The sequence below is a fragment of the Shewanella sp. TB7-MNA-CIBAN-0143 genome (genome assembly GCF_040310065.1).
In the GTDB taxonomy this organism is placed as follows: domain Bacteria; phylum Pseudomonadota; class Gammaproteobacteria; order Enterobacterales; family Shewanellaceae; genus Shewanella.
This window is the reverse complement of sequence record NZ_JBEOPL010000002.1, coordinates 106,627-125,476: the sequence shown is the minus strand read 5'-3', so window position 1 is coordinate 125,476 and position 18,850 is coordinate 106,627. Positions and strand designations below refer to the sequence as shown.

Genomic DNA, 18,850 nt, shown 5'->3' with positions numbered 1-18,850 from the left:
TAACAAATAGGGATCGGCTGCGTTAAGCTGCGTCCTTATCCCAAGTGTTGAACCAGCCTTAATACTTGGGATATTACTCTTTATCCACTAAATAACAGATCAAGAATGGAAGCAAAAAAAGCCACCCGATTATTTGCAATAAAAATGGGTGGCTTGATTGATTTTTGTCAAAAAACTGTTGAACTAAGCCGTTGCGCGGAGCCTTCAATTGAGTGTATAACCCTCATTGAACCAGCCAAGCTTAAAGATGTATGAAAATACGATGAAAAGGAATTTCAATGAAAAACTTATCTACTACTCGATATCAATTGACTCGAAACTGCTCTGTAGCCCAGAGTTAGCATCAAAAAAAGCAAATTCCTATAGCATGAAGCATGCCCATTAACTTGGACTAGTCATCGGCCAAGTCCAACAAGCGATTTATGTCTTGCAAACAGCGCAACGCATAAATACTAAAACGTTATATTTTAAGGAGCGTTCAGTGAAAAAAAGTAGAGTTGGATTGGCGACGATATTGATATTGTTAATCAGTGCATGTTCATCTATCAGCGAGCCTGAAGTCAAAGAAGTGATGAAAGCTGAGCAAAGTAACCCTTTAAAGGTAAAAGATGCTTTAATTGCCACTTTTGTTAAAGCACCAAAACCTAAGGTTGGGACACAACAAGAAGATGTGAAAAGTTCTTTATTGTCTAATTCAGCTTTAGTTCTTCAACAAAATGAAAAACTTATTGTTGCACGGTTTTATACAAAAAATTCACAGCTGGAATCAATATATGAACATTGTGATTTAGAGTATCATTTTTCATCGTTAAAGTTTGTTCTTGGCCCATATGTTACTGGTGATTGTAGTTCAATCGTTATTAATGCAACTAAAGTAAATTAAAATATAACATATATGAGCCTCCCGCCATTCAATAGGCGAGCTTAGCTTATTTGGCTGCTTTTGCAGTCAAATTTAAATCAATCAACAAATCCATCTACTTCGTATGCTGGTTAGCAATCAATTCGTCGTGTATTTAGACATAAGAGTACTAAAGAATGGCCACTCATAATTGTTGGATCTAGCACTAAAACAATAATGTTTTTTCCCGCTTAATATCAATTAAGCACAGCTAGTGCTGCGTTGGGTTTACCTCATTGCTCACCATTTCCCACTATCTCTCAGTTTGTTGATGATTTGCGTTCAATTTGTACATTTGAATAGTCAGAAAGCTATCGCAATCAACGCTAAAAGCAGTTATGTTAATTGTCTTAAAAATGAATGGCATAGATTTGCCTTGTTGCAAAAGGAAGATTCGAAATGAATGATGTTGCATTAGAAGAAAAACAACATTTTGTTAAAAAACTATTTTCCGGGAGTTTTAGATTAGTTGATGTCTTTTGGGCTGGATTCGTTTTAATAAGTGTAATTATTAGTTTAATTGTTTCAAAATTAACAACGGTAGAGTCGCTAATTATCGGAGATTGTTTAAAGTCCGTTTATTTTATCTTGATTAGTATTGCTGTCTGGAAGTCTGCGAGTACATATCAAGGGAAAAAAATATGGTCTGTTTTAGCTAAAATTTGTTCAATACTAACTATTTTTGGCAGTATTTTTGCTCTTGGATCTTGGGCTATGTATGTTTCTTCAAACTAGCAACATAATTTGGTGTTGAACTAAGCTGTTGCGTGGAGCAAAATGATACTTCAATAGATTGAACTACAGTTATTGAATTAACTAGACTTAGAAAAGATGTGTTGGAACACCACAATGGCAAGGGGATTTCAATGAAATAAGTACAAATCAAGCCTTGTAATCAATTCAAAATTGCTCTTCAGCCCAGAGCCGATATCAAAAAAGAAAACTCCTTTAGTATAAAACTTATCAATTAACCTTGACTCGGCATAGGGCAAGTCTACCAAGCTGTTTGCGGCATGCAAAGTGCGCATCGCACAAATGCTAAAACGTTATGTGCCAAAGAGAGGCTCAAGTTTTGCGTAATTATTACATCGTCTTATTCTTTATCGCTTCTTTATTTGGATGTGGACAAAAAGCTGAATTAACTTCGGAACAGGTTGAGAGAAATATTGTTCAAAGCTTGAAAGTTGGAGATGATAGCTAAAGCTATTGATAATTATCTTAACGCCCAAAATATCCTTTTCACTTATGACAAATACACCAATAGATTTCAGGGCATAATTCGAGATGAAAGCTCAAGCTTACATGCTATTACTATTTCAATTGTATTGGATAATAAGCAGAGGTATATCAACGTTGAAGTTAATGATAGCTACACTAGCTTGTAAGGAGCATAACAAATTACCTAAGTTAGTCACAAAAAGCCAAATCGAAGATAATAAAATGATAGATGCCGATGAGTTAGCGAGTATCCAAAACATGGATGTTTTGGCTAAGCTCACATGGAAGCTGATTTTGAAAATCAACCGCCAGCGTCTCGCTTAATCATCGGCACTATGAGTTTCCCGTTTTCATCAATATTATGTCTTCATTATCTGTTTGTTATTGAGCACTTGCTTACCCTGAAATAGCGCTCACTACTATCTTTATAATCAGCTCTACAAACAGCTCTACAATAAGCCACACAATCAACCCCACAATCTCCACGCCAAGCCCGATGCTCGTGATGTGGCTTGTTTGCTGGCTTTTTCAAATATCATTGCAGTGCCTAAACAATAAAAATGGTTTTTAGCGCGGGTGATGGCGGTGTAAAGCAGTTCTTTACTGAGTAGTTGCCATTGGGCGGAGCTGGGTTTATGTGGCAATACAAAGCTGACTTTATCAAACTCGCTGCCTTGGCTTTTATGTACTGTCATGGCGTAGCACGTGTCGTGGCTGGGTAAGCGTGCGGGTAATACTTTGAGCAGGCTGCCATCGGCCATAACAAAGTGGGCCATTAAGCGACTTGGCTTAGTGCTGTCTTGCAAGATTAAACCAATGTCGCCATTAAATAAGCCCAAGTTATAATCGTTACTTTGAATAATGATCGGTCGGCCTAAATAGAACTCATTTTGAGGATTAATCAGTTTGGCGTGTTTAAGACTGTCGGTGATGGCGATGTTCATGCCCTCAACCCCAAACTCTCCAGCTCGCATGGCACACAAGACTCGATATTGGTTAAAGCTGTCGATGATGGTTTGTTCAGAATGCGGCAGTGTTATGGCACTGTCCTGTCGATCCGCTTGATCGATAATGGCCTGCTGATTTATCCTTTGCTGATTTTCTTGTACCAAACTTAGGTACTCACCATAAGCGTTTACCGATAATGCCAATAACGCTTGTTTACCTGTGTTATCTCCCTGGGCATTATGCTGATGTTCAAACCAATTCAATTCGGCATGATTATGTTGCCATACTTGACGAATCGCATGCACATTTGATTGATTTACCGCATTGGCTAATAACCCAATACCTGCATCGCCTTTAAAACGATGGCTGTGCATCAACATACACAAACTGTCACCAATTTTAGGCTGTTGATGAATAAACTGACTGACATCTTGTTGGGTTAATTGCTCAATGAGCTTTGCCTGTGCTGCGCTGTAACGCATTGACCATGGTGATGCCTGTTGCTGATTAGTTTGTTTTAAGCCAACACAAATATCCGCCAGCACTGCGCCAGCTTCTACTGATGCGAGTTGATCTTGGTCGCCTAACAATATCAAACGGCCATGAGACGGCAGGGCGCTGAGTAATTTGTACATCATGGGTAAGTCGACCATCGATGCTTCATCAACCACCAGTAAATCTAAGCGCAACGGATTATCCTGATGGTGCCTAAATTGATATGAGTTTGGGATAACCCCCAATAGTCGATGCAATGTTGAGGCATCTTCTGGTATTTGTTTTAGCGAATCGATTAATACTTTCGCCAATACTGGGTCGCTGACTTGAGTGAGCTGTTGCAGTAAACGATGTTTAGACGCCTTGATCGATTCACTCAGCCTTGCTGCAGCTTTACCTGTGGGCGCGACTAAACGGATTGTTAGTGGTGATTGGGTTAACAGTAACAATAATAGTTTAGTTACTGTGGTGGTTTTACCGGTTCCTGGGCCGCCAGTGATCACCGCTAATGCTTTTGCCAACGCTGTTGCAGTGGCTATTTTTTGCCAGTTAAACGGGCTGCTATTGCTGTCTTCTGCGGTAAATAAACATTCAATGAGTTGCGGCAGATTACTGTTAGCTAGGTCGATTTCAATTTGTTGATTGGCTAATTGGGTCAACTTAGCCGCCACTTGAGTTTCAAAGAAGTGGTACTTATTTAAATATAAGCGTCCATGTTCAAAAATCATCGGTTTGTTGTCACCGGGCTGGCCGACTGCATCAAATAGCGCGATTTGTTCAATCAATTGTTGATGGTTAAGCTCAATCCGACAATTGATTTCAGTGTTGCCGCGGTTGTCTTCTGCCATGGGATTGGCTAAATCAATTTGCTCGATGACTAAACAACTGTGCTGATTCGACAATTGCTGGCTAAGCATGGCGCAAACAAGCAAGAACAGTTGCGGCTGTTGTTCGCTTATTACGGGATCGTTATTGATGGTTTCAATACTGGCCAGTTCTAAAGCAAAATGACGATCGAGTGCGGTAATGAGCCGCTGTTCTTGCCAAAGGTGCAATAACTCAGTGATTGGATGGGTGAGTATTAGCATGATGACGTCTCCGGCGCACGATTGTCTGTATTACCTGTAAATAAGCGGTCGAGTTGTTCGATTAACGCTTGCGGTGGTTTGTCATAAAACACCCCAGCGCCAGGATGAACAGGATGCATGCCGCGTAAAAACAGGTAATAGCAGCCGCCAATATGCTCTTGATAATTGTAGTTTGGTAATCTAAGCGATAAGTAACGATGCAATGCCAAGATATACAAGATGTATTGCAAATTATAACGATGAGCATCAATGGCTTTAGCCATGGCTGAGCGAGTGTAGTCGCTATAGTTATCGCCCAAATGGTTGGACTTATAATCGGCAATATAAAATTGGCCTTGGTACTCAAAGGTTAAATCGATAAAGCCTTTTAACATGCCTTTTAAGGTATCAAAGTCGAGTCCGGCGACATAACCGTGCTGCTGCAAAATATGATTTAATTGCGATGCTTGTAAGGTTGAAATAGGCAAATAAAACTCCATTTCGACCATTTTTTGCTTCATGCCTAATTGGCTTAATGTCAGTGATGTGTCCTCTGACGATAGCTTGATAAACAGCGGCGCGGCCAATATTTGCTGATACCAGTCCATTAGCGGTTGTTGCCATAGGGCTTCGTCAAACCCATATTGTTTCATGGCTTTTGTTAGCGCAGGCGTCAGTTCAGTATCTGCCTGGGTAAAATCAAACAGTTCTAACACTAAATGCATAAAACTACCGGCATTGGCGCCACGTTCAAAGGTAAAGCGATCAAGTTCAGGTTCGCTGGTGAGTTCATCTTGTAACTGTAATTGGATTAACTCATCGGTGAAGTCTTCATCGTCGGCACCGGGCGCAACTCTCTCGTGAGGCAGATGTTTTACCAAGCCAGAATAACTGCCCACGCGCCATGCAAGGCTTTGGGCGCGAGTGACTTTTTTGGCCGCTAGCGGGTCATTATTGTCGTGGATATCGGCGAGCACTGAATCGTCAATATCGTTGTCTAAGCATTCCACACTCATTGCCGGTAAGGTGGCAATTGCATTCACTTTGGCTTGAATAAGAGCAAAGTCAGTTTTCTTGTCGGTAATGCCCAACAGATAACCAATACCTGTTTCATGTAATTGGCTGCTGATCCCTGCCTTTAATTGGCGGCTTTGGTTGGCAATATACAAATAACACACGTAAACCGGTCGCGTTAACGCCACATACAGTAGGCGTAAATCTTCAGCGAGGGTTTCTTGTTTGAGTTGTTCCCAGCCTTCATCGGTGGCGTCGATATCCCATATGAGCTGCTCATTTTTATGGTACATCATCGGCGCAGGGCGTTTTTTATTGCCGCGGGCTAAGCTGACAAACGGCACAAAACATACCGGATATTCTAAACCCTTACTTTTATGAATAGTGACAATTTGCACCAAGTTCTGTTCGCTTTCTAAGCGCAGTTGCTGCTCATCACCGCCATTGTTACCAATCAGTTGTTGTTCGTACCAATTGATAAGGGCGCTGCTACCATCTAGCTCAGTGGCCTTTTGCTGCAGTAATTCGGCTAAATGCCTAAAGTCGGTTAAGCGTCTTTCGCCAGAAGCTTTAAGATCTGCTGCGTTGTCTTCGTCAGCATCATTAAAGCTGTTGTCACTATTGCTGCTATAACTGTTGTCATTATTGCTGCTATCACTGTGAGCATTAGCGTTATGTTTATCAACACTATTGATGTCAGCCGTGACAGATTGCGACAGATAACGATGGATCAGTTTAGTTTCGCTGGCAAAGTTAAGCAGCGCAGGCATAACGCCGCGTTGTTGCCACAACTGATGCCAATGAGTGAATTGATCTAATACCTGTTGGCGTTGTTCTTCATCTTGGTTAAATTGATGGATCCGTTGGGCATTAAAACCAACAAGCTCAGTGGCCAGTGCGGCGCGGATAGCGCGTTCATCTTTAGGCGTGGCTAAGGCATACAATAAAATCGCCATTTCACGGGCTTCAATGGTGTTAAATACGCTGTCTCGGCTTAAAAATACCGCACCAATTTTACGTGCTGATAATTCCGCCTTCATTACAGCGGCTTCGTTACGGTCGCGCACCAATATGGCAATGTCTTTGGCAATGAGCGGTTTAGCTTCCTGCTCAAGGCTGGTATTAACTTTACATAATCCCTGCTGCGCTTCGGTGAGTAAGCGCTTTATTTCACTGGCAGCATCAGCAGCTAAGCGTTGTCTTGCAGTAGTTTTATTTAAACCATTAACATCGTCTTCGGCTAATAATCGGATCCGCAACACTGCTGGATTGGTTGTGGCTTCACTCAGGTGTTTATTGGCTGCCGATGATGGGGTTTTAACAATATCATAGGGGATAGCTGGGCTAATAAACGGGTCTTGGTGTTGGCTGAAAAGCTGATTAACGCCATTGACTAATTGAGTTGATGAGCGGTAATTGGTGTCAAGATTATAATGGGCCTGTGTTTGTTGGCGCGCGGCAATATAAGTATAAATATCGGCACCACGGAAAGCATAAATAGCCTGCTTAGGATCGCCAATCATTAATAAACTTAAGCGACCCTTGTTAGCGTCATCATCGTTGTTGTCATTAATAATGTCGTCATTACTTTTACTGTCATCATCATCTGGGCTGTTCACCCTTGTATCTGCGGTTAAGCCCAGTTGTGATGCTAACTGCTGTTGATACACCTGATTAAAAATGGTGAATTGCAATGGATCGGTGTCTTGGAACTCATCAATTAATGCGACCGGAAAACGCTTAGCAATAGCATGGGCTAGGGTGATTGGGTTTTGGCTGAGCGCCATGGCTAAGCTGAGCAATAGGTCATCGGGTGTCATTAAATTGCGTTGCTGTTTTTGGCCAGCAAAGCGTTGGCGAATACCCTCTCGGGCGCGCACTAAAAATGACGGAATAAGCTGATTAATCAACTCAAGTAAGCGTTCAATATGCTCCAGTAACGGCGCTTCATTCGCACTGGGAATAACGCCCCCTTTATTGAGTTTAAGCTCTGATAATGCCAATTGCTCCAGCGCTTTTATTGGCGGTAATCCTTGACCGAATTTCACCCAGTTACTAATGCTATCAAACAGTTGGCTAAGTTTAGGGTAGCCGTCGGCGCCTTTACCAAATCGTTGACCGTTTAATGGCAGCGATTGCAATAATTCAAGGGTGCTGTCGTGCAGGCTTTGCCACAATAAGGTAAAGCGGCTGATACTTTGGCTTAGCTGTTGTTGCAGGGTTTCAAAGGCCAGAGGCTGCTTTGACAACACCGCTTGGCTTGCACCTAATAACGGTCGCAGCTTTTGCGCTAACACATCAGGTTCGGCAAACACATCACTAATGGCTTGGGCTAAAAAGGGCGGTAATGGATAACAGACTTCACGCCAGAAATCGCGCACTGCATGGTGTAAAAACTCACTGTCGTCGAGGGTAAATTCGGACTCAAATAGCAATGACGACTCAAATGCCATGTCTGACAACACGCGTTGGCAAAAGGCGTGAATAGTAAAAATGGCCGCTTCATCTAACGACTTTAACGCTAAGTCTAAGCGTCTTAACGCAATAGGACGTTCATCTTCCGAGGTGTCTTGGTAAAGCTGTTCAATAAACTCATCATTGACGGCTAAACCTAAAAAGCGTTTAAACGCTAAGTTAATCCGTTTACGAATTCGGTCTCTGAGTTCTTCGGTGGCGGCGTTGGTGAAGGTTACCACCAAAATTTGCTCACAACTTAACGGTGCTTTACCACCATGGCCTAACAATAAACGTAAATACAAACCGGAAATAGTATAGGTTTTCCCTGTACCAGCACTGGCTTCAATTAAGCTGGAACCGCTAAAAGGTAAGGTGAGGGCATTAAGCGGTGTCACGGTAATAGCGTCCATTAATGCGCTCCTAGTTTAGCTGCGTTGGCGATGAGTTGCGCTTGAATATCGACCGCGGTGCCACTGACAAAAGTGTCTAATTCTGCCAATTTATCTTTGTGATACAGGCTTAACATGGGTAGCAGCAAATGGATGGCTAATGCCCCAAACCGAGCTTCGCTAAAGTCTTCTGGGAAATGGAATAAACGCTGGTTATGTGGATCGTGCCCTTCGCCGAATTGGTTTTGGCCGTCATCCCATTTTTGCTGGGCTTTAAGCAGCTTTTCTTCATGGTCGCCATCGGTTTCAACATAGGCGAAAGCCGTTTTAGGCATAAAGCACAAGGGTTGAGTTTGCCCCTGAATAAAACCACTGATAAAGCGCAGGAGTTGTGCCTGTGCTTGTTCAGCAGTGATAGGCGCAAAGGCATGAAAGTGACCAATGTCGAGTAAGTAACTGAATTGATTTTTACCCATGCCTGAGGTGGACGAATTGGCCATGGCGTTGATGCATAAATGACGTAAGTACACCCGAATAAAATCTCGTCCGTGAGCAGTGCCGGGGCGGTAATTGACTAAGCCTTTAGGCAGAATGTCGTCAATGCGGCCGACAAGATTGACTCGCACGGTGGACGATTGGGTTGTATCTGCTTGTGCTGGTAAACCCTGCACAGATAGAGCATTCGCTGGAAAATTCTGGGTCGGTAAATCAAAGTTAAGATCCACATTCAGCGTGTGCATGGCTTGTTGGTCTTGTAAAAACTGCACCCGATTAATCAACGGCGATATATCGCGTAAATATTGGTTAATTAGCAAGTCGTCGAACGGCGCCATGGGCAATTCACCGCTGGTTTTGAGCTTGCTGAGTAATTCGAAATCTGGACTGTCGAGTTGATGTTCAATAGCATTGTCGAGCATGCGTGATTGCAATAAATAACGCTCGAGTGCATTTAAGCTAAACGGTTCGTCATTGTCATCGGCTTGAATATCCAGTGATAAATCGACTTTTAAACTGCGGTTGAAAAAGAATTGCGCTGGATTACGATAAAAACGGATTAATGCCGACAATTCGAGTTCGACCACTTTAATGCCTTCGCTATTAATATGAGTATGGGCAAACACTTCATCCGCCTGTTCAGCCGACAAAGGTAATGCTTGCTCAAAAAAGTGATTGTTAATGGTCGCATTGGCGGGTGGCGGACACCATTGGGCATTAAAACTGTGTTGCAGCTTATTCACACTATGCGCAGATAGTGCTGTTTCTCGGAAAAGTTTAGCGTCAAAAGGCTGCAAAGGTTGTGCTTGAATAAGCTGTGTCAGTACGGCTTTATCGGCATCATCAAGGTTGATTTCGGCTTGTTGCTCAAGCTGTTGCTGTAAGGATTGCGGTAGGTAGCTGAGTTGGCAATATTCGACCAATTCAGACACTAGCATTGAGGCAATACGTTCGGCATTATCGCGCTCACTGTGGCCGATATAACTGATGTAAAGCTGCTCTCTGGCCGACAGTAATGCTTCTAAGAATAAGTAGCGGTCGTCTAACCGGCGCGAGCGATCGCCTTTTTTAGGGCCAAAATGTGCCATTAAATCAAACCCGACAGGATGTTGAACCCGCGGATAGACGCCGTCATTCATTCCCAGCAAGCACACCACTTTAAAGGGGATTGAGCGCATTGGCATTAAGGTACAAAAATTCACGCTACCAGTAAGGTAACGTTGGCCGACCCGAGATTCTGTTAAGCGTTGATTAAACCACTGCTTTAGAACTTCAATATCGACTTGGCCTTGATGCCCAGCGCTTTCAAGCTCAGTGTCTAGGGTGACTAATGCATCTCGAATGGCTTGGATTTGCTCACGCTCGTCATCTGTGGTGTCGTAGCAATCGGCGAGTAGCTGTTGTAATTGTTCAAGGCGCTCTGCGGTGCTGTAGTCATTGGCAAATAAGTTGAAATAAGTGTCGATGGTTTCTAAAAAGTTGAGCAACTTACCTAATGCCTGCGATGATTGACCTTCAATGCCTTGCACCATTAAAGTATCGCGATAAATATCGGCATCGTCGTTAAAGGCGTAGCCTAGGATTAAACGCTTAATGCCAAATGCCCATGAGTTTTGCGTAAAAGGCTGCACGCCTAGTTGGCTACGAGTTTGTTCACTGCGGCCCCAACGGACATTCGCATCGTCTAGCCAGCGGCGGATTAATGACAATTCATCATCATCGAGTTGGAAACGACGCAAAATAGCAGGCACTTCTAAAATACCGATAATATCAGTGAGTCCAAAGCGACTTTGATTGATATTTAGCAGGCTTAAAAAACTATTAATCAGCGGCGACTCTTGCGCTGCGCCCCTGTCGGCAATGGCGTAGGGAATGTAGTAATCGCCTTTTTGCGGATTTTTGTCGGCAAAATACTGACTGTTGGCGGTGCCAAATACCGCATCAATATACGGTGCATACGCCGCAACATCGGGCATCATGATCACGATGTCTTTAGGGCTTAAGTCGCTGTTGTTTGATAATAATTCTAAAAGGTGATCATGTAAGGTTTCAACTTCACGCAGGGCACTGTGGCAACTGCGTAAGGTAATTGAGTCATCACTTGGCAATAAGGTGCGGCGGGCATGAATGTCTTGATACAAACTGGCGTTTGGTCCTAATGGCTGGCCGAGTGTTTCCATTTGTAAGATATCGTATTGCACCCCGTGCAGCAGATTATTCGGCTCAGGTTCAACATAACAGTCGTAACCAAAATCGGTGTGTTCTGGCGGTAAGGACAGTAATAAATCCAGCAGTTCACGGCCCATTTGACCATTATTGGCCAATATGGGATTACCCACTTCGAGTTTGTCTTCCCAGTCTTGGTCGAGTTGTTTTTTATTGGCATATTGCAGTGCCATGCGAGCGCGGGTTTTCGGCTCAATAATATCGCCCCAATAATGCTGGCAAGGGCTGAGAGATAACATAATGACATCAATTCGACTGGCTAAATGGTACAGCACATCGAGGGTTTGTGGCGGCATGGATGAAATACCAAACACGTATAACCGCGCGGGCAACATCGATAAATCGGTATCTGGATTAGCCAGGGTTGCAATTAAATCGGCATGTAAATTGGCGCGATGATAATGGCTGGCGTGCAAATGATGTTGGTTATAATCGATTAATGCTCGCCACAGGATGGGTTGCCATAGCTGGTTTTCATCTAACGCCAAGCGGTTGTCTAGGCTCGATAATGGCTGGTTTTGCTCCCACGCTAAAATCCACTCGGGACGATAAACTAAGTATTGGTCAAAAATATCGGCAATGCGGCCACACAATTGAAATAGCTTAATTGCGTCATGTGACTGATTGAGCTGCAATATGGCGTGGGTGTTTGCTGTATTAGTATCGGTATCAGTTTCAGTATTTGCGTTTACATCTGTATCAAGAACATCGGTATCAGCGATATCATTTGTGGTATCAACTTGAGGCGATAAGTACTGTTTGAGTGGGCTAAAGTCAGGGTTATCTAACAGACTTGGTAATAAGTCCATTAATTTCCACGTCATCGCCGCTTTGGTAAAGGCGTTATCTTTGGGTACATCGGGCAGTAAATCATGGCATAACTGCCAGGTAAAACTCGAGGGTAACGGGAACGATAATGCGGCGGCGATACCATTGTGTTTAGCGATTTCTAAACGCAGCCAAGTCGACATCCCCGGGCTTTGAACTAACACATGCTCACTGGCTAATAAACTAACGTTATCTAAACGAATAGCCAACAGTTTGGCCAGTTGTTCAGATAACACTTCCATCTGATTAGATTGAATTAAAGTAAGCATGGGCGACCCGCTAATTTGAGATTAATTCATTCTATGGACTCTGCCTTAAATCATCAATCAAAACCGTTAATAATCAGGATGATTGCTGATGTTGTGCGCAAGATCAATTGCGTAACAGCCGTAAGCGTAATCGGCGATATAACTGCCTAAAGCGTTGCTGCTGTTGCTGGGTTTGTGATTCCGACAGTGGTTGATATTTAAGTGCTACATAGGCACTGCTTAGTGCAGTAAAGTCCGCTGCCACTTGAGGGGTAAGGGCGCTTAAATGTGCGTTAACCGCTGCGGCGTAATCAGACGCTGCTTGACCTTGTTGACGGGCGATGCCTTTTTTAGCTAAGCGTTGGCAAATGAGTTGATAGCGTTTATTAAGCGGATCTTGGTGGCGTTCAACATTGAACAAACCGGCGTAATAGGCAATAACCAGTGCGATAATGATAAAGCTAACAATCATCAGTAAGGCGATTTTGGTGCTGCTAACATCACCCAATAATTTCGCTAACACTTGCTGTTTACGTTGCTCGTCAAAACCTAATACCCACACACTCCAGTAGTAATCGATACTGGCAAATTGTTGGCGCAATTCATTTAGCCATGGGTATTGTTTCATGTGCAACGTGCTAAAAGGGCTGTCTTGTAAGTAGCTGCTTTGGCTGTCAAAGGTGGCGTCAAATCCATCTAATACCCGCTGCGGTGCAATCATTGCGGTAGGGTCAAAACGCTGCCAACCTTGGTCTTCAAACCACACTTCGGTCCATGCATGGGCCATGTATTGATAAACACTGTAATAACCCGCTTTGGCATTATAATCGCCGCCCTGATAACCGGTCACCATACGAGTCGGAATGCCGCTAGCGCGTGCCATAAACACTAGCGCAGAGGCGTAATGAGCACAAAATCCTGCACGGTTTTCAAACAGGAAATCATCAATTTGTTGCTCGCCAACACTAGGCGGGCTCAAGGTGTAGTAATAGGCTTGTTCAGCAAAGTAATTCATCATCGCATTAATACGCGCTTGTGGATCTGGATAATCTTTGGCGAACTGCAAACCGAGTTTTCGGGTTTTTGGATTGCTATTGGCTGGCAACGCAAGGTTTAGCTGTTGGGTATTTGAGCCGAGTTTGAGACCCATGACCGTCTCAGGATATGAGGTCACTCTATAGCTCATTCGCTGATCGACAGGCCTTAACGAATACAAACGATAATCTGCTAATTCAACCACTTGATCATTGCTGCTAAACGCTTCATCTAAACCATATAGCCATTTTTGATGACTGGGTTCGCTAATGACCACATAGTCGATTTTTTTACTGCTAGGATTAGCATTAGCACTAGCAGCGTTGTTAGGGGCTTGGCGCATGGGCTTGTTAAAGTATGCTTGTCGCTGAATTTGTTGAATACTGGGGTCTTGACGCCAGGTTTTGCCGTCATAATTTTCCATCACCAGAGTACGCCAATACAAATCCTGATTGGCAGGTCCTAGGGTGCTGCCATCTGGATTATCAAAACCCACTCTAAAGGCTAATTCTGCTGAGCGAGTGAGCTTACTAATGTCACCAAATGACATTTCATCAGACAAACCTGTCTTGGCCGTTTTCATATTAGGCACTAACCATAATGGACCGAGGCGTGGGAACACCACAAACAGTAATATGGCTAACGGCAGGCTTTGTAATATTATTTTAAGGCTAAAACTGAGGTTAGCGACTTTGTTCGATTTGTCTTGGTAAACACTGATTAATACGCCGGTATTGAGCACCGCTACCGCCAATAAGTGCAGGGTATTAAGCATGCTTTGTTGATCAAGCAAGGTCAGGCCGATAAGGAAATAGCCGACTAACACAATGGCTTTAACATCTCTCAGTTCGCGCATTTCAATATATTTTAATGCGTAACCTAAAATTAATAAATTCACCAACGCATTGAGCAAACCGATTTCACTCGACACTAAGGCGAGGGTGGTTGCGGCGCCAATGGCCAAAGTGGTTACCAATAGTTTAGGCGGAGCGGCTACTTTGCCGAGAAAAATCCCCACGCGCCAAACAAAACAAATGGCACAAATACCAATGCTCCACAGGGTCGCTTGTTGATGTAAAGGGCTCAGAATAGCGACATTGGTGATTAACAACCAAAACAAGGTATTGCGGCTAATGATGGTATCAAAGTTATCGGTCATGATGGTTCACCCACGGATGAGGTTGCCACATTACCTTGATTAAAATCGGGATTCATATGTGTGGGTGCATGATAAGTTGCAATGGCGGTATGACAAGCCACTCGATGGGCTTCGCCTGTTTGCTGATTGATAATATGCTCATCCAGAATTAAGCCAAATATTTGCTGCGATTGACTTAACTTATCGACTTGCCATGCGAGTTTGCTGAGCTTGTGTTCAATGTCATTGCCCGATGTGTTGGCCAAGGTTAACCAAACGGGTAATCCTTCTGGCTCAGCAAATTCTTTGGATAACATGCCTTTGCCCTGAGCCCATTTTTTCCACGCCACTTGTTTGAGTGATTCACCGGGAATATAGCTGCGTAAGCCTTTGTAGTCGTCAACACCTGGGCGCAATTTTCCGTGTTCATTGTGGTTATCATTATCGCTAATATGGCTTGCCAATTCGATATCACACATTTCTGGTTTAGCGAAAATAACATGGTGGATGTCTAAGTCGACATAGGACCATGCGCGGCATAATCCTAACGGAAAGTAGGATGAAACTTTGATTCGCCCAGGGTTTAATTTGCCACGTTTAGGCTGTTCAAACGGCACAATTGCAATAGTTTGCTCGTGCATTTGTTTAACCCGAACATGGCGCTGGTAACTAAATTGCAAACAAATTTGTTGGTGGGTGGTGTCGGGATTATTTTGGCGTGTATGGCCAGTTAACATGATAGGAAATGGCATGCTGTCTTCGGCATAACCTTGCGGTGGCGCGACGGCATTAAATGTTAACCCAGCGAGGTTTTTATAGCTGTATATAATGCAGGTATGGAATACACTGGCAAGTAATAAGCTTAAGCCTATCACTAAGTTATTTTGATAATTGGTGCCAAACAAATACAGTAAAACGATCAACCCAATCCACACTAATCCAAAACCACTGGGGAGAATAAAAATACCTTTGTGGCTGAGGGTAATCTGCTTTTGTGGTGGCAGGCGCTTACTTATCCACCTTGACCAGCGTTGGGTTAACGATGCTGGAATTAACCGACGTAACCGAGACGGCTTAATAGCGCCATTGGCATAGGTTGTTGAAGAGTGCTTGTTTGCTGTCGTCGATTTAGCCATGTGCTTGCGCCGTTAACGTATTGGGTTGACGCTGGCGAGAATAGTGTCAGACAACGCTTGGCCTTGAAATTGACTACTGCTGCGAATGCGGTGTTCGGCAACCGAGGCAAATACCGCTTGAATATCTTCGGGTACCACGTACTGGCGTTGATTGATAAAAGCCCATGCTTTGGCTGCTTGTAGCAAAGCAATACTGGCTCGTGGCGATAACCCGTTAGCGACATTGTGTTGCCGAGAAAAATCAACCAAGGCAATTAAATAATTCAGTACCGCATCAGATGCAGACACTTGCGCCACTTGTTGTTGCAGTAGCATTAGCTCTTGCGGCGTTAAGCATTGTGATAATGATACTGGTTTATTGGCTTGAGTGCGCGATTTTAACATGGCTAACTCGGCTTCTGCGCTGGGATAACCGATAGAAATACGCATCATAAATCGATCGAGTTGCGATTCTGGCAACGGGAAGGTACCAGCTTGATCAACCGGATTTTGGGTGGCAATAACAAAAAACGGTGAACTCAGCGGATGGGTGATGCCATCAATGGTTATTTGTTGTTCAGCCATAGCTTCAAGCAAAGCACTTTGGGTCTTGGGGCTGGCACGGTTAATTTCATCGGCCAACAACATTTGATTAAATATTGGGCCTTTATGAAAGATAAATTGTTGTTGTTCTTTGCTGTAAATGGACACCCCAAGAATGTCCGCCGGTAGCATGTCGCTGGTAAATTGGATCCGCTGGTAACTCATGCCTAAACTGCTGGCAATACCTTGAGACAAACTGGTTTTGCCCATGCCGGGTAGATCTTCAATCAGTAAATGACCTTTGGCGAGGATACAAGCGACGGCAAGTTTTATCTGCTCAGGTTTACCGAGCAATACTTGGCTTAGTTGGTTAAGTAATGTTTGAATAGTTGATTGCGACACGAAAACTCCAACTGTTAGTAATAAACCGTTGTGGGTTTATTGTAAATGACGGTTTGTAGTGATGGTTTGTCGTTTTATTCTAGAGCTTTTTCTCGCTATGGTTACTCGCTATGGTTACTCGCTATGATTTCTCGCTATGTTTTAGCGCTTCGGTTTCTAACTTTGATATATTGCCACGATTGCTCATTGCCTGATCCATATGGCCTATTGCATTTACCCACAAGTGGACTTCAATAATCAGCCAGTCTGTACCATATTTAAAGCATACGTTATCTTGCTGACGGGTGTGAAACAAAATACACCGCCACAGCGTGGCGGCTATTGCGAATAAAAACGAATAACAACAGCTAACAAAAACTAACTGCTAGCAACTAAAAAGGTAACTAACAATTAATCGTGCTTAATAAAGGTAGCTGAGCTCTTTTGAACTAAACATTCCTTCACTTAACGATTTTTGCTGTTGGAATATCATTCGATAACTCAACACCGCTTGAACATATTCGCGAGTTTCAGTGTAAGGAATCGTTTCAATAAAACTCATCACATCTAAGCTGCCATTAGACTGTCTTAACCAACGTCTCACGCTACCAGGACCAGCATTATACGCTGCTGTTGCCAACACGCGGTTTTGGTCAAACTGTTTAAGTAACTCACTGTAATAGGCGCTGCCTAACATAATGTTCACTTTAGGGTCGTACAGGTCTTTTACGTTATTAAAAGGTATTTTGTTCTTTTTGGCAGTTTGTTTGGCGGTAGCAGGCATTAATTGCATTAAGCCTCTAGCCCCCACACCAGAGGTGGCATACAGATAAAACGCACTTTCTCGACGAGAAATAGCGCGGATTTCGTCAATGTCTACCGAGAACTTTTTACTGGCTTTGAGGAACTCATCGTTAGCCGCCTCAGGAAAACGCAGTACAAGTGAATTCCATAATTTGCCCTGAATACTGGATTCAACACTAAACGCATGCCAGCCATTGCTTAATGCAAATAGACCATATTGGGCGGTCATTTCACTGTTGTGGCGGCGCATTAAATACAGCCATTCGTTGCGAGCATCGATTTGCTTATCTAAAGCCATTAATTCCACTACGCGCGCTAAACCAGGGTCTTGGTTTAATGTTGCTTGCAACGCTGGATTAGGGGCTAAATTGTCGTCGTTCATCGCCAGAGGTTTGCCTAACGCTTCAGCCGCATTAAAACCGTAAAAATTACGCTCACCACTTAAGGTTGACTGTAATTGGGTTGCGCGGTTTTTGTCATGGCGCGAGGTCATTTTAGCTTGCCAATATTGCCAGCGAGAATCGACCTTACCTTGATCGCTCAATAACGCTAAATACTTTTCTACTGTGCTGAAATCTTGCTCTCGAATAGCCCAACGTAAGCGCATTTCGTATAAATCGTCCGATTTCAGTAATGGCAGCATGGTATCAATATGCGCCACCAGTTTGGCGTCTTGCTTAATCAGCGCTCGGCGGACTAAATAGCGATTGAGCTGGCGCGCTTCAAGGTCGCTGAAGCGGTTGGCTTTTTGATATTTAACATACAATTTAATCGCTTGATGTAAATCCTTTTGCGCTAGCTTACGTAAGCCGGCATCAACAATATCGCCCACTATGGGTTTAGAGCTGGAAAACTTGTTCATGTGACGCAAAATATTAGGGTCGCGATAAACCGATAATAGTAGTTTGGCTTCATTATCGTGTTGGGTGACTTTTTGCGATAAATAACTCAGCAAACTGGATTGACTAGCATTAAAGCTGAGCAACATCCGCGCCCAAATGAGCTCCTGGGTGCGATAGCCCGCTTTAGTCCATTGGTTTATCACCGCATCGCATTCATTGGGACGTGAATAGCCATGAACCCATAAACGTTCTATGCCTTTGTAAGCCATGGTTTCGTTACCAGCATCAAGTTGAGCCTGGTAGTAATAACACTGTAAGCGCACATCGTTAGGAGTGTCTGGCGCTATCACTAGAAAGTCTTGCCAACGCTGTTTTTTACCGGCATTGAGCAGGTAGCGATAACGCGCATTGTTATAAAGTGGCGTGGTATCAAATTGGTTGATGGCATTGAGCGCTTTGTCGCCAGGAGATTGCACTATGCTGTCGATTTTTGCGTGGTAATCAAGGTAAACCGTTAATGGATAGTCGCCAAGTTGGTTGCGTAGGGCTTGATACTTGTCGAGCTGTTTTTTATCCAGAGCTTGGCGAGCATCAAGATAGCGTTGCTGTTGTGAAGTCAGCGCATTAGCTTGGCTAATAAAGGCCAATGATGTACTAAGTAATAATGCGCCTGTAATTAAAGTGTTCGCCCAAGTTTTACGCATTT

General features: G+C 43.5%; 10 protein-coding genes. 3 read left to right on the top strand and 7 right to left on the bottom strand.

Features of this window, described 5'->3' with window-relative positions:
- The first annotated feature begins 481 nt into the window (after positions 1-481).
- From AAEY97_RS01955 to AAEY97_RS01945, 3 genes are all read left to right on the top strand, one after another.
- A complete protein-coding gene (locus AAEY97_RS01955) occupies positions 482-883 on the top strand; it encodes a hypothetical protein (RefSeq protein ID WP_350996168.1) in 402 nt (133 codons plus the stop codon).
- A gap of 417 nt (positions 884-1,300) precedes the next feature.
- Entirely contained in the window at positions 1,301-1,636 is a 336-nt protein-coding gene (locus AAEY97_RS01950) for a hypothetical protein (protein WP_192115981.1), read from the top strand.
- A gap of 549 nt (positions 1,637-2,185) precedes the next feature.
- Positions 2,186-2,443, top strand: a complete 258-nt coding sequence (locus AAEY97_RS01945; protein ID WP_192115980.1) for a hypothetical protein — start codon at positions 2,186-2,188, stop codon at positions 2,441-2,443.
- Between the two features lie 143 nt (positions 2,444-2,586).
- Here AAEY97_RS01945 and recD read toward each other — a convergent pair whose 3' ends face one another.
- The 7 genes from recD to AAEY97_RS01910 all read right to left on the bottom strand — a co-directional run bounded on the left by recD (position 2,587) and on the right by AAEY97_RS01910 (position 18,848).
- The gene (gene recD / locus AAEY97_RS01940; RefSeq protein ID WP_350996165.1) at positions 2,587-4,650 is read right to left on the bottom strand and encodes an exodeoxyribonuclease V subunit alpha; all 2,064 of its coding nucleotides are present in this window, start codon (positions 4,648-4,650) and stop codon (positions 2,587-2,589) included.
- Positions 4,644-8,510, bottom strand: a complete 3,867-nt coding sequence (locus AAEY97_RS01935) for a UvrD-helicase domain-containing protein (protein ID WP_350996162.1) — start codon at positions 8,508-8,510, stop codon at positions 4,644-4,646. Before AAEY97_RS01935 ends, recD begins: the two co-directional genes overlap by 7 nt.
- On the bottom strand, positions 8,510-12,307 hold the full coding sequence (recC, locus tag AAEY97_RS01930; protein WP_350996159.1) for an exodeoxyribonuclease V subunit gamma: 3,798 nt from the start codon (positions 12,305-12,307) through the stop codon (positions 8,510-8,512). The genes AAEY97_RS01935 and recC overlap by 1 nt, the downstream gene beginning before the upstream one ends.
- A gap of 103 nt (positions 12,308-12,410) precedes the next feature.
- Entirely contained in the window at positions 12,411-14,480 is a 2,070-nt protein-coding gene (locus AAEY97_RS01925; protein ID WP_350996156.1) for a transglutaminase TgpA family protein, read from the bottom strand.
- Positions 14,477-15,595 (bottom strand): DUF58 domain-containing protein, encoded by a 1,119-nt coding sequence (locus AAEY97_RS01920; protein WP_350996154.1) that lies wholly within the window; start codon positions 15,593-15,595, stop codon positions 14,477-14,479. Before AAEY97_RS01920 ends, AAEY97_RS01925 begins: the two co-directional genes overlap by 4 nt.
- Before the next feature lie 12 nt (positions 15,596-15,607).
- A complete protein-coding gene (locus AAEY97_RS01915; protein WP_192115974.1) occupies positions 15,608-16,519 on the bottom strand; it encodes an AAA family ATPase in 912 nt (303 codons plus the stop codon).
- Between the two features lie 400 nt (positions 16,520-16,919).
- Entirely contained in the window at positions 16,920-18,848 is a 1,929-nt protein-coding gene (locus tag AAEY97_RS01910; RefSeq protein ID WP_101087968.1) for a transglycosylase SLT domain-containing protein, read from the bottom strand.
- Positions 18,849-18,850 lie beyond the last annotated feature (2 nt).